At 57.4% G+C, this 12,825-nt stretch carries 11 protein-coding genes; all 11 read right to left on the bottom strand.

Translation table 11 applies throughout. The features are described from left to right. Positions 1–11: 11 nt before the first annotated feature. Entirely contained in the window at positions 12–2,615 is a 2,604-nt protein-coding gene (locus FO268_RS10375) for a DNA translocase FtsK (RefSeq protein WP_150992630.1), read from the bottom strand. Between the two features lie 6 nt (positions 2,616–2,621). Further along, on the bottom strand, positions 2,622–3,863 hold the full coding sequence (locus FO268_RS10370) for an O-succinylhomoserine sulfhydrylase (RefSeq protein ID WP_150992628.1): 1,242 nt from the start codon (positions 3,861–3,863) through the stop codon (positions 2,622–2,624). A gap of 30 nt (positions 3,864–3,893) precedes the next feature. Continuing rightward, positions 3,894–5,417: an amidophosphoribosyltransferase gene (purF, locus tag FO268_RS10365; protein WP_150992626.1), complete on the bottom strand. Its 1,524-nt coding sequence runs from the start codon at positions 5,415–5,417 to the stop codon at positions 3,894–3,896. Between the two features lie 35 nt (positions 5,418–5,452). After that, positions 5,453–6,022 (bottom strand): CvpA family protein, encoded by a 570-nt coding sequence (locus tag FO268_RS10360; RefSeq protein ID WP_150992624.1) that lies wholly within the window; start codon positions 6,020–6,022, stop codon positions 5,453–5,455. Between the two features lie 95 nt (positions 6,023–6,117). Further along, positions 6,118–6,765 carry an SPOR domain-containing protein gene (locus FO268_RS10355; RefSeq protein WP_150992622.1) on the bottom strand — a complete coding sequence of 216 codons (648 nt, stop codon included), beginning with the start codon at positions 6,763–6,765 and terminating at the stop codon, positions 6,118–6,120. 121 nt (positions 6,766–6,886) lie between these two features. Next, entirely contained in the window at positions 6,887–8,203 is a 1,317-nt protein-coding gene (gene folC / locus FO268_RS10350; protein WP_150992620.1) for a bifunctional tetrahydrofolate synthase/dihydrofolate synthase, read from the bottom strand. After that, complete coding sequence (gene accD, locus FO268_RS10345) at positions 8,187–9,113, bottom strand: acetyl-CoA carboxylase, carboxyltransferase subunit beta (RefSeq protein WP_150992617.1); 927 nt, start codon at positions 9,111–9,113, stop codon at positions 8,187–8,189. Before accD ends, folC begins: the two co-directional genes overlap by 17 nt. 41 nt (positions 9,114–9,154) lie before the next feature. Further along, complete coding sequence (gene trpA, locus FO268_RS10340; protein WP_150992615.1) at positions 9,155–9,967, bottom strand: tryptophan synthase subunit alpha; 813 nt, start codon at positions 9,965–9,967, stop codon at positions 9,155–9,157. 18 nt (positions 9,968–9,985) lie between these two features. Further along, positions 9,986–11,194 carry a tryptophan synthase subunit beta gene (gene trpB, locus FO268_RS10335; RefSeq protein WP_202336622.1) on the bottom strand — a complete coding sequence of 403 codons (1,209 nt, stop codon included), beginning with the start codon at positions 11,192–11,194 and terminating at the stop codon, positions 9,986–9,988. Further along, on the bottom strand, positions 11,187–11,816 hold the full coding sequence (locus FO268_RS10330) for a phosphoribosylanthranilate isomerase (RefSeq protein ID WP_150992611.1): 630 nt from the start codon (positions 11,814–11,816) through the stop codon (positions 11,187–11,189). The genes trpB and FO268_RS10330 overlap by 8 nt, the downstream gene beginning before the upstream one ends. Positions 11,817–11,823: 7 nt before the next feature. After that, complete coding sequence (truA, locus tag FO268_RS10325; protein ID WP_150992609.1) at positions 11,824–12,720, bottom strand: tRNA pseudouridine(38-40) synthase TruA; 897 nt, start codon at positions 12,718–12,720, stop codon at positions 11,824–11,826. Positions 12,721–12,825 lie beyond the last annotated feature (105 nt).

Here is a 12,825-nt window from a genome sequence, read left to right as displayed (position 1 = left end):
AACTGTTACTCCTAATCTCTTGGTGGCGGTGGTGCCAGCACTTCACGGGCACCATTGTGCCCGGCGGCACTGACCACACCGGATGCTTCCATGGCCTCTACCAGATTTGCTGCCCGGTTATAGCCGATCTTGAATTTCCGCTGCACGGATGAAATCGAAACACGCCTGCCCTCAGTCACGAACGCTACTGCTTCATCAAACAGGGCATCACCTTCACTGTCGCCACCCCCGTCGCTAAGACTGGGCACGCCGGGCAGATTCTCGCCTTCGGCGCCGTTAAGCACATCGTCTACATAAATTGGCTCACCCCGGGCCTTCCAGGCGCTTACAACCCGATGCACTTCGTCATCATCAACAAAGGCACCGTGAACACGCACCGGCAGACCGGACCCGGGAGGCAGGTACAACATGTCACCATGCCCCAGCAGCTGTTCGGCGCCTCCCTGGTCCAGTACCGTGCGGGAATCGATCTTGGACGACACCTGGAACGACATCCGGGTAGGAATATTGGCCTTGATCAGGCCTGTAATCACATCTACCGAAGGCCGCTGGGTGGCAAGAATCAGGTGAATACCGGCTGCACGGGCTTTCTGGGCAATCCGCGCAATCAGCTCTTCCACCTTCTTGCCAACAATCATCATCATGTCGGCGAATTCGTCGATCACTACTACGATAAATGGCAGGGTTTCCAGCTCCGGCCGCTCCTGCTCCTCGTTGGCCAGGTATTCATCCGGCTTCCAGGTAGGATCAAGTAAAGGCTCCCCCGCGGCGGCGGCGTCTTTCACCTTGCGGTTGTATCCCGCCAGGTTGCGGACCCCCAGGCTCGCGAGCAGCCGGTAACGTCGTTCCATCTCTGCCACACACCAGCGCAAGGCGTTGGCAGCGTCTTTCATGTCGGTGACTACCGGCGCCAGCAGATGCGGAATACCGTCGTAGATGCTCAGCTCCAGCATCTTGGGATCCACCATGATAAAGCGGACTTCCTCCGGTGTGGCCTTCAACAGCATGCTCAGAAGCATGGCGTTGACCCCTACCGATTTACCGGAACCCGTGGTACCGGCCACCAAAAGGTGCGGCATCTTGGCAAGATTGGCCACCATCGGGTTACCCCCGATATCGTTGCCCAATGCCAGGGTCAACGCTGACGAGGAATCCTGGAACACCCGGGCGTTAAGCACTTCGCTCAGGCGAACCATTTCCCGCTCTTCGTTCGGGATCTCGATACCAACAACCGATTTCCCCGGAATAACTTCGACCACACGGACGCTCAGAACCGCCAGTGAGCGGGCCAGATCTTTGGCAAGGTTGGAGATCTTGCTTACCTTGACCCCTGGCGCGGGCTTGATTTCAAAACGGGTAATAACCGGGCCAGGGTTAACTTCAACCACCTCCACAGACACGCCGAAGTCTGCGAGCTTCTCCTCCAGCAGTCGCGACATGTGCTGCAGGGACTCTTCGGAGTATCCCCTTTCCTTGTGTTCTTCCGGCGGATCCAGAAGCGAAATGGGAGGAATGGGGCTCTCGATATCTTCCAGCAGCGACGCCTGTTTGTGACCGCCACTGCCGTTGGTCGCAGATTGATCTTCCCGCTTGAACGGAGAGATCTTCAGGGACTTGCCGGCGGGGCTTGCGGGGCGTTTCTTGCCGCCTTTCAGGCCGGGTTCCGGCCCGTCAGAGACAGTGGCGCTATCATCCCGGGAGCTGAAACTTTCGAGCTGAGCCTGTTCAGGATCAGCCATGGAATGCACACCCTCAAGCCCCGGCTCCCGCCGTTCTTTCGGGGGTACCGTGGGTTTCGATTTTTCCTTTCGGGGGCCCAGTCCCAACAGGCGCCTCCACCAGGAGGCGCGGCCGGGGCGTTTGTTACTGGCAGATGCCGCAACCTTGTCGTGCACAACGGGAGGCTCTACGGGCTTCTTCGGGGCAGCTGGCGCCGCTGGCTCCGGAGCCTTGGACGGGGCCCGGGGCTTGCCCGAGGAGGAAAACACACCCTTGATGCTGTTGCCAACGCGCAGGGTCAGGTTGCCCAACTGATCCATCAACCAGAACCAGGACAGCCCCGTGCTCACCGTCAGCGCAAACAGGAAAATGGAAATCAGCAACAGCGTGGTAGCAGGGAGATTGAAAAAGCGCACCATGGCTTCGGAAACAGCTGCTCCCAACACGCCACCGGAGGTAACCCCGAGCCCGAACACGGAATACAGCGACAACAGGCTGGTAGCCGACAACAGGATCAGCAGAAAACCGCCGAATCGCACCATGAACAATGGCATGTGCATGTCGATGGGATCGTTCCGGCGTCGGATAAGCATCAGGGCGTAAGCCGCGATCATCACCGGGAACAGGAAAGCCACATGGCCGAAGAAGTCACGGAGCAGACTGGCGAGCCACGCGCCGGTACGACCGGCATAATTCTGCACACTGGTTTCATGGCCTATACTGGCCCAGCCGGGATCGGAGGGACTGAAAGTCACCAGCGCCATGCCCAGATAAATACACAAGGCAATCAGCGCAATCACTGCCCCTTCTCTGGCACCCTGGGCCAGAAAACGACGGAATCGCAACTGTTTGTCTGTCAACTCTTCTGATTTTTTTGCTTTTGCGCTCTCAGCCATGAATGCTCAGACAGTTCCCTGACGGTAATTTTCAAGAATATCAAACCCACGCTGCAAGTCGGCTTTGATATCCTCAACAGCTTCAATACCTACCGAGATCCGTACCAGGTTTTCGGTAATGCCCGCCTGCTCCTTGTCTTCCGGAGACAGTCGGCCATGGGTGGTGGTGGCCGGATGTGTAATGGTTGTTTTGACATCGCCGAGATTGGCGGTAATGGAAACCATCCGGGTTGCATCGATGAACGCCCACGCCTGCTCCCTTCCGCCTTTTACGGTAAACGAGAGCACACCGCCGAACCCGCTCTGCTGGCGGCTTGCCAGATCGTGCTGCGGATGGTCCGGTAAACCTGCGTAAAATACCCGGTCCACGGCGCCCTGCCCTGTGAGCCACCTGGCCAACTCTAACGCATTGTCACAATGGGCGCGCATACGGATTGGTAAGGTTTCCAGCCCCTTGAGGAAAACCCACGCATTGAATGGACTCATGGTGGGGCCGGCCGAACGCAGAAAACCGTAGACTTCTTCCATCAGGTTGTTGGGGCCGACTACCACGCCGCCAACGCAACGCCCCTGGCCGTCCAGGTACTTGGTGGCAGAGTGAATAATGATGTCTGCACCGTGGTCAAACGGTCGCTGAAGTACCGGTGTGCAAAAACAGTTGTCCACCACAAACAGCGCGTCACTATCATGCGCTAGCTTGGCCAGGGCCGCCATATCCGCCACCTCACACAGAGGATTCGACGGTGTTTCGATGAAGACCATGCGGGTTTCCGGCCGCACTGCCGCCTGCCACTGGGCCATATCGGTGAGCCCTACAAAGGTGGTCTCCACTCCGAATTTGGCCAGATATTTCTGGAACAACACATTGGTGGTGCCGAACACGCCCCGGGAACAGATTACGTGGTCACCGGATTTCAGTAACGCCATGCAGGTCGCAAGAATGGCCGCCATCCCGGAAGAGGTAGCCACAGCCCGCTCACCGCCTTCCATTGCCGCAATCCTGGCCTCAAACGCCTGTACTGTCGGATTGGTAAAACGGGAATAGATATTACCCGGTTCCTCGCCTCCGAACCGGGCTGCGGCCTGGGCAGCACTGCCGTAAACAAAGCTGGACGTGGGAAAAATCGCGTCGCTGTGTTCCAGCTGGCCAGTACGGATCTGCCCGGCACGGACCGCGAGAGTGTCCACCGACATGCCCTCTAGATCCGACTCAGGGATCAGGACGTGCTCTTCGCGGCGGTAGGTCATGACAAACTCCTGTTTTCGGCCATGGTCTGGTCAGTCTTCATCGTTGTACAGATCAATAATACCGTTATCGCGAGAATCTCCGGAACCAGACTCGAAGCGATTCTCATCGTTGCGGGCGGCTTCAAGTTTGTCCAGATAGGCGGCGTCCACATCCCCGGTAATATAGTCGCCGGTAAACACCGAGCATTCCCAGCCTTCGATATCCGGATTCACATCGCTGACGCAGGTGATCAGGTCCTCCAGATCCTGGTACAGCAACCAGTCGGCACCGATCAACTCGCCGATTTCCTCAACGCTGCGATCGTGTGCGATCAGTTCATTGACGGAGGGCATGTCGATGCCATAGACGTTGGGATAGCGAACAGGGGGCGCGGCGGAAGCAAAATAGACCTTGCGGGCGCCTGCATCCCGCGCCATCTGGACTATCTCCTTGCAGGTGGTGCCCCGCACGATAGAATCGTCCACCAGCATCACGTTCTTGCCGCGGAACTCAAGATCAATCGGGTTCAGCTTCTGGCGCACGGATTTCTTCCGCATTTTCTGGCCGGGCATGATAAAGGTCCGGCCAATGTACCGATTCTTTATGAAACCTTCCCGGAACTTCACGCCTAACCTGTGCGCCATCTGCATCGCAGAGGTACGGCTGGTGTCCGGTATTGGCATCACAACGTCAATATCATGATCCGGGCGTTCGCGCAGAACCTTCTCCGCCAGGGTTTCACCCATTCTGAGACGGGCCTTGTAGACCGAAACCTGATCAATGATGGAGTCCGGCCGCGCGAAATACACATGCTCGAAGACGCAGGGAAATAGATGGGGCTCTTCCGCGCACTGTTGCGTGTACAAGGTGCCATCGGTTTCAATGTAAACCGCCTCGCCCGGGGCGATATCCCGAACCAGTTTGAACCCGGCAGCACTCAGCGCCACGCTTTCAGAGGCAATCATGTATTCCTCGCCCTCTTCGGTCTTGCGCACTCCATAACAGGCCGGGCGGATGCCATTGGGGTCACGGAAGCCGACGATGCCGTAACCGGTAATCATTGCAATGACCGCATAAGCTCCGCGACAGCGTTTATGCACGGCGCGCACAGCAGCAAAGATCTCTTCCTTTGTCGGGTCGAGTTTACCCAGTTTCTGAAGCTCATGGGCGAAGACGTTCAGCAGTACTTCCGAATCCGAGTTGGTGTTGATATGCCGCAGGTCGGTTCGAAACAGGTCATTGCTGAGCTCGTCGGCGTTTGTGAGGTTGCCGTTGTGCGCCAGAGTAATACCGTAGGGGCTGTTTACGTAAAAAGGTTGTGCCTCGGCCGAGCTAGAGCTACCCGCTGTCGGGTACCGGACATGGCCAATACCTACATTGCCAACCAGTCGGCGCATATGGCGTGTACGGAACACATCCCGCACCAGGCCATTGTCCTTGCGGAGGTAGAAACGCTCATCCTGGAAAGTAACGATACCCGCTGCATCCTGGCCCCGGTGCTGTAATACGGTCAGCGCATCGTAAAGCGACTGATTCACGTTGGAAGTACTGACTATGCCGACAATGCCACACATGGATACGGTAATCTCCGAAGCGTTAAAACTGAATGTTAGCGGGACGCGGAAGCAGGTTCCACGTTATCTTCCGGTTGCGTTACTGAGGAGTCGTCCGTGCCTCCACCTGCGGGCCCGAGAAAGCGCGCGAATTCATCACCGAGGGTCCTTCTTGACCAGTCCTCAACCACGGCCAGGCGGTCAATCATCACAGACGTGCGCCACCAGGTGTCTTCCGCAAGGGGCGTGTAACGGGTAAAGGCAATGGCCACAATCACCACCACGAGCCCCCGCAACAGGCCAAAACCCATACCCAGCACCCGATCGGTCGCAGACAGGCCTGTGGCCCGGACCAGATGACCTATCAGGTTGTTGATGATGGCACCAACGATCAGGGTGGCGAAAAACAGGATGGCAAACGCCGCAATCAGGCGAACCAGCGGTGTCTCGACGGTGCCCTCGAGAAGAGACTGCATCTGGGGGTGAAACGTTCGGGCAATAATGAACGCACCCACCCAGGTTATCAGTGAAAGCGCCTCCTTGATGAAGCCACGCTTGAGACTGATAAGAGTAGAAACAGTAATCAGGGCAATGATGACCCAGTCAATCCAGATCAGCGCATCCATGAAGAACCCGGTGGAGAAAAGGAAGCGCGAATTCTATCAGGAAACATCACCTGACCAAACCGTCCATTACTCAATACTGAACCCGGCCGGCTTGCCTATCTGTCGCCGGAGGTTACCAGGCTGTTGAGGCCGAAGGCTTTGTCGAGAACCTGCTTCGCTTTCTCGGCTTCCGTTTTCTCGGCAAAGGGGCCACTGAAAACCCGGGTCAGCTCGGCATCACCACGGGTCACTTGCTGAAGGTGGGAGTTGTAACCTTTGTCACGAACCTTGTTGCGGAGGTTTCTAGCGTTATCAGCACTGCCGAAACTGCCCAGTTGAACCACCCAGGCGCCTTCCAGTGACCGGGTAAATTCGGCTGAGTCTTCCTCGCTGACCGGCTCTTCCGGTTCAGGCTCGCTGGTTTGCTGCTGAACCACCTCGGGCTCTTCAACCGCAGGGGCTGGCTCAGGCGCTTCAGTCTCGGGCGCTTCGACCTCTGACACCTGCTGCGGCGGCTCTTCGAAGGACGGCTCCGGGACCGTCGGCTGTTGTTCGCCGTTAGCAGACTCTTCCAGGCGGTAGGCTGGCGCGTCCGCCACTTCGGGCTCCGGCGCATCAACCTCCGGGAATGGGGGCTCCTCGGGAATTTTAATGGAAGTGGATTCGCGTTCGGAGTGTGGCTCATCAAACATCATCGGCACAAAGATAACGGCAAGCGACACCAACACAAGCGCCCCGATGATTCTTTGCTTCAGTCCATCCACGTTACGTTATCCCCTGTTAATTCACGAGTCGCGATAATAAGCCCATACTGAGCCCGATAGTAACCGCCACCTGTTGAGAACTCAAAGCCTCATGCCGGCCATGACGGATATTTAAGATGCGTTACATCTCCAGAGCTTCCCGGGCCGCCGCAACGGTATAGAACGATCCGAACACGATGACCAGGTCATCACGGGCCGCCTCCGCCAGAGCCTGCTTCAGGGCTTCGCCAACCGACAACGAAAGCGTGGATGACTCCTCCCGGACGATCCCCTTCAATCGGCCTGCCAGTTCCTGACAATCCAATCCCCTTGGAACGTCCAGCCCCGCAAGGTACCACTGATCGACGACCTGTGTCATGGCGCCGGCAACCCCTTCTACATCCTTGTCAGCCAGGGCAGCATAGACGGCGATAACACGACCGGATGAGGATCGCCGGCGACTGAGCCTGTTGGACAGCCAGGCCGCCGCATGGGGGTTATGGCCTACATCGGCAATCACCTGAGGTGATGATCTCAGAACCTCATAACGCCCCGGCAGGGTAAGCCCTGCAAGCAGCTGTTCAATGGCTGGTAACTCGAGGCCAGGCTCAAGCTGCCGGATGGCAACAACCGCCGCAGCCAGACTGTGCACAGGAAGTCCTGTATCGGGGAGCTTTACCGCATCACCATAACGCGCCTGCTTCAGGGTAACCCCTTCCCCTGTGTTTCCGCTTCCTTCTGAGGGAACCAGCTCATAGGTCGCGCCCGGACGCTCAAGGTGGACTTTCTGGGCAGATACCTGCTGAAGCACCGAGGCAGGAGGGTCGACATCCGCGTAGATAGCATTAATGCCCGGACGCAGTATCCCTGCCTTCTCAAAGCCTATAACCTCACGGTTATCCCCGAGAAATGACACGTGATCAATATCCACCGAGGTAATGATCGCCAGGTCCGGGTCCAGCACATTCACCGCATCCAGGCGGCCACCGAGACCTACTTCGAGAACCCAGTCCTCGACGCCAGCTTCCTCAAACAAAACAAACGCGGCCAGGGTACCAAACTCAAAATAGGTCAGCGTCGTGGATCCGCGGGCAGCCTCAACCTGCTCGAATGCGTGAACGAGACTCTCATCCGTAACGTTCGAACCGTTGATCCGGACGCGCTCATTATAATGCTGCAGATGTGGCGAGGTGTAGGCACCTGTTGAACGGCCGGCCCTGATCAGTAATTGTTCGAGCGCCGCGACGGCACTGCCCTTACCGTTAGTGCCACCGATAGTAATGATCCTTGCCGACGGATTGCGGCGAAACAGTCGCCGCAATCCCAGAAGAACACGATCAAGGCCGAGGTCAATTTCAGAAGGGTGGATGGATTCCAGGTAACCAAGCCACTGCTCAAGCGTGGCTCCAGTGCCCGGCGCTTTCGGCTGCCGGGCACTGGAATCATTCAGCGGGGACATCGCTTTCCGGTCGTTCCGAAACCTCAAACTCGATCGGCGCTTCCGTCGCCGGCTTTTCCAGGCCGGTAAACTTGGCCAGAAGCGCTGCGATGCGTTCGCGCATCTGGTGACGATGCAAAATCATATCAATGGCGCCATGCTCCAGCAGGAACTCGCTGCGCTGGAAACCTTCTGGCAGTTTCTCACGTACCGTCTGTTCGATAACGCGAGGGCCGGCAAAGCCAATCAATGCGTAGGGCTCGGCGATATTGAGGTCACCCAGCATCGCCAGGCTAGCAGAAACCCCACCAAACACCGGGTCTGTCATCACCGAAATGTAGGGAATGCCTTCCTGTTTCATACGCTCCAGCACCGCTGCGGTCTTGGACATCTGCATCAGCGACAGAATGGCTTCCTGCATCCGTGCCCCACCACTGGCAGAGAAACACACCAGGGGAATCCGCTCTTCCAGACACACGTTGGCAGCCTGGACAAATTTCTCGCCTACTACCTGCCCCATGGAACCGCCGAGGAAGTTGAACTCGAAAGCCACTGCAACCAACGGCGTTTCCAGACAGTTGCCTCGCATGGCTACAAGGGCATCTTTCTCCCCGGTCGCCTTCTGGTTCTGGGTCAATCTGTCCTTGTAGCGCTTGCTGTCCTTGAACTTCAGGCGATCCCAGGGTTCGAGGTCAGCCGCGATTTCCTCACGGCCATCTTTGTCCAGAAAAACGTCCAGTCTGCGACGAGCCGTTATCCTCAGGTGATGCTGACATTTGGGACAAACATCCAGATTCTTGTCGAGTTCCGGCTTGTAGAGAAAAGCACCGCATTTCGGGCACTTTTTCCAGAGGCCTTCGGGAACTCCGGTCCGTTGCTTGGATTCCGAGCGGATCTTGCTCGGCATGATCTTGTCCAGCCAGTTACTCATGATCTCATCCTGTCCTTTGATGCCTGCCGGATACCTGTCTGTCAGGAGGCCAGGCTGTCCAGTGCTTCGCGCATCGGGTGAAGCAGATCTGACAACGCCCGCTTGAGCTGATCAGGATCTGCCTGATTCCGGGCTATTGTATCCACCAGCACACTGCCGACAATTACACCATCGGATACCCGCCCGACAGCGGCGGCAGTGGCTGCATCGCGAATACCGAAGCCGACAGCAACCGGAAGTGCGGTCAGTTCGTGAATATGAGCGACCTTCGCGGCGACTTCATCCACATCAATTTTGCCAGCTCCGGTTACACCCTTGAATGAAACATAGTACACATAGCCGGAACTGTGCTCACTGATTGCCCGAATCCGGTCGTCGGTCGTGGTCGGCGCCAGCAGAAATATCGCATCCAGGTTACGTTCGGTGAACAGCGGCGCCACCTCGTCCGCCTCTTCCGGCGGCAGGTCAACCGTAAGTATGCCGTCAACTCCCGCATCGACGGCAGCGTCAGCGAACTTTTCCTGCCCCATGGCTTCCATGGGATTGAGATAACCCATCAACACGACGGGCGTTGCATCGTCTTTCTCACGGAAGGATTTGACCATGGCCAGCACCTGGCGAAGGGAGGTCCCGTGTTTGAGCGCCCGCTCGCAGGCGTGTTGGATGACCGGTCCGTCCGCCATCGGATCAGAGAAAGGGACACCCAGTTCGATAATGTCCGCGCCCGCATCCACCAGCGTATGCATAAGATCAACGGTCAGATCCGGGTGCGGATCGCCAGCGGTAATATAAGGAATCAGCGCCTTGCGACCCTGCCCTTTCAGGGATTTCAGAACCCCTTCGATTCGACTCATGCCAGCTCCTTTGCTGTTTTAAACCTCAATACCATCTATTTCGGCGATGGTCTGCATATCCTTGTCGCCGCGTCCGGAGATATTAATCACCACCACTTTGTCTTTATCCATGGTCGCGGCAAGCTTGATCGCGTATGCAACTGCGTGAGCAGTTTCCAGCGCCGGCATGATGCCCTCTACACGGGTCAATTTACGGAAACCGTCCAGAGCCTCGTCATCGGTTACTGACACGTAGTGTGCCCGCCCGATATCCTTGAGCCAGCTGTGCTCCGGACCAACGCCCGGGTAGTCCAGCCCGGCGCTGACAGAGTGTGTGCCGGCAATCTGGCCATTTTCATCTTCCATCAGGTAGGTGCGGTTACCATGCAGAACACCCGGCCGGCCGGCACACAGAGGCGCCGCGTGCTGGCCGGTGTCGATACCGAGGCCGCCCGCTTCCACACCGTACAGTTCCACGCTTTCATCCGTCAGGAACGGATAAAACATACCGATAGCATTGGAGCCACCACCGACACAGGCAACCAGCGCGTCCGGCAGTTTTCCGGTACGATCCAGGCATTGTTCGCGGGTCTCACGACCAATCACTGACTGGAAGTCACGGACCAGCAAAGGATAAGGGTGAGGACCGGCCACGGTACCGATGATGTAGAAGGTTTCGTCAACGTTCGCCACCCAATCCCGCATCGCGTCGTTCATGGCATCCTTGAGGGTGCGGGTACCACTGGTGACGGAATGAACCTCGGCGCCCAGCAGCTTCATCCGATAAACATTCGGCGACTGCCGCCTGATGTCTTCCTCGCCCATGAAAATGTGGCATTCGAGCCCAAGACGGGCACAGACAGTGGCGGTAGCCACCCCATGCTGACCCGCGCCGGTTTCGGCAATCACCCGTTTCTTGCCAAGAAAACGGGCCAGCAGCGCCTGCCCGATAGTGTTGTTTACCTTGTGGGCACCAGTGTGATTGAGGTCTTCCCGTTTGAGCCAGATCTGGGCCCCACCGGTTTCCCGTGTCAGTCGCTCTGCAAAATACAGTGGGCTGGGACGGCCCACATAGTGCGCCAGATCCCTGTCGAACTCGGCCTGGAACTCAGGGTCATCCTTGAGCCTTTTATACTCGCGCTCAAGGGTCAGCAGCGAATCAAACAGTGTTTCGGAAACAAATCTTCCTCCGTAGGCACCGAAGTGGCCCCGTGCATCCGGAAGCGCCTTGAGCATTTCTTCAGTCAGTTTCATCGACACGGTGAACCTCGTTTATAAAATCAGTGATTTTTTCGTCGTCTTTGATGCCTTTGCTGCTTTCTACACCACCACTGACATCAACCGCCCAGGGCCGAACCTCCGCAACAGCGCGAGATACGTTATCAGAAGCCAGGCCGCCGGCCAATATCAACGGCATAGGCCGGCTTTGGGGAATCAGCGACCAGTTGAAGGCCTGCCCCGTTCCGCCATATTTGGCCGGGTCCCAGGCGTCGACCAGCAACCCGCTGGCCTTCCTGTAATCCTGGAAGGCGTTTTCAATGTCCGAGCTTTGCCGCACCCTTACCGCCTTGATCCAGCGTACCCCGAAACTGCTGCAGAACGCCGGAGTTTCGTCGCCGTGAAACTGCAGCAAATCCAGGGGCACCTGCTTCAGCACCTCATTTACGTATTCCGCCTCCGGGTTCACGAACAGTCCTGTGGCCGAGACGAACGGAGGAACTGCACTGACCAACTCCCGAGCGGTTGCTGGCGTAACGTATCTGGGGCTGGGCTCGTAGAATACGAAGCCTATGGCGTCAGCGCCCGCCCGGGCCGCGGCAACAACATCCACCTTCCGGGTAACGCCACAGATTTTGACTCGGGTTCTCATAAGGCGACTATCGCTGTTTCCGATGTATATGAGTCGGGTTGCGGGGCTGGTTTTCAGCACCGCTGAACCAGGGTGCTACAAAGCCGGGCCCACAAAGCGCTGCGGGAATCGAAAATGTCTCCGGGTAGCCCACATCCACCAGATACAACCCGTGCGGCGGTGCTGTCACTCCCGCCGCCGTCCTGTTCCTGGCTTCAAGTATCTCACGAATCCATTCCGGGTGCTGCCTCCCGGAGCCAACGGCCATTAGTGCTCCAGCGATATTACGGACCATGTGGTGCAAAAACGCATTGGCCTGCACATCAATTACGACGAACTCCCCCTTTCGGGTTACGTTAATTGCTTCAAGAAACCGAACGGGCGATCTGGACTGGCACCCGGCAGCACGAAATGATGAGAAATCGTGCTCTCCTCTGAGGAACTGGGCCGCCTTGTGCATTACATCAGCATCCAGGGGGCGGAAGGTCCAGCTGACCTGGCCATTGAGGATGCCTGGCCGTACCGGATGATTGTAAATCACGTATCGGTAACGCCGGTACGTTGCCGAGAATCGAGCGTGAAAATCACCGACACCGCTGCCGGCCCAATGCACGGCAATATCCGAAGGTAGTGAGGTGTTGATACCCATTACCCATGAACGGGGGTTGCGTACCGAAGGGGTTTCAAAGTGGGCGATCTGATAGCTGGCGTGAACACCGGCATCCGTACGGCCGGCGCAGACAAGCTCAACTTCGTGGTTCGCTACTTTTGAGACAGCACGGGTCAACTCACCCTGTACAGATCGAACACCGGATTTCTGGTATTGCCAGCCGTGAAATCCGCGGCCGTCATACTCAAAGGCGAGCGCGACACGCCCCGCCCCGATCGAGCTATCGGTGGTCAGTGGTTGCGGTGTAAGAAACAATGGGTTGTCCGGATTTCGGTGCTGATAACAAAGCAAAACGCCGGCGTTTGGTCCGGGCTTGGCCCGGTAGCCGGCGTTTTGCGCTTCTGGTCCTGATTATAGCGA

This window comes from Marinobacter denitrificans, from assembly GCF_008795955.1.
In the GTDB taxonomy this organism is placed as follows: Bacteria; Pseudomonadota; Gammaproteobacteria; order Pseudomonadales; family Oleiphilaceae; genus Marinobacter; species Marinobacter denitrificans.
The sequence above is the reverse complement of the archived record's forward strand: the minus strand, read 5'-3'. Positions and strand labels throughout refer to the sequence as shown.

Coding starts and splice junctions, on each gene's coding strand:
- FO268_RS10375 (WP_150992630.1), bottom strand. CDS start 2,615: ATGGCTGAGAGCGCAAAAGCAAAAAAATCAGAAGAGTTGACAGACAAA.
- FO268_RS10370 (WP_150992628.1), bottom strand. CDS start 3,863: ATGACCTACCGCCGCGAAGAGCACGTCCTGATCCCTGAGTCGGATCTA.
- purF (WP_150992626.1), bottom strand. CDS start 5,417: ATGTGTGGCATTGTCGGCATAGTCAGTACTTCCAACGTGAATCAGTCG.
- FO268_RS10360 (WP_150992624.1), bottom strand. CDS start 6,022: ATGGATGCGCTGATCTGGATTGACTGGGTCATCATTGCCCTGATTACT.
- folC (WP_150992620.1), bottom strand. CDS start 8,203: ATGTCCCCGCTGAATGATTCCAGTGCCCGGCAGCCGAAAGCGCCGGGC.
- accD (WP_150992617.1), bottom strand. CDS start 9,113: ATGAGTAACTGGCTGGACAAGATCATGCCGAGCAAGATCCGCTCGGAA.
- trpA (WP_150992615.1), bottom strand. CDS start 9,967: ATGAGTCGAATCGAAGGGGTTCTGAAATCCCTGAAAGGGCAGGGTCGC.
- FO268_RS10330 (WP_150992611.1), bottom strand. CDS start 11,816: ATGAGAACCCGAGTCAAAATCTGTGGCGTTACCCGGAAGGTGGATGTT.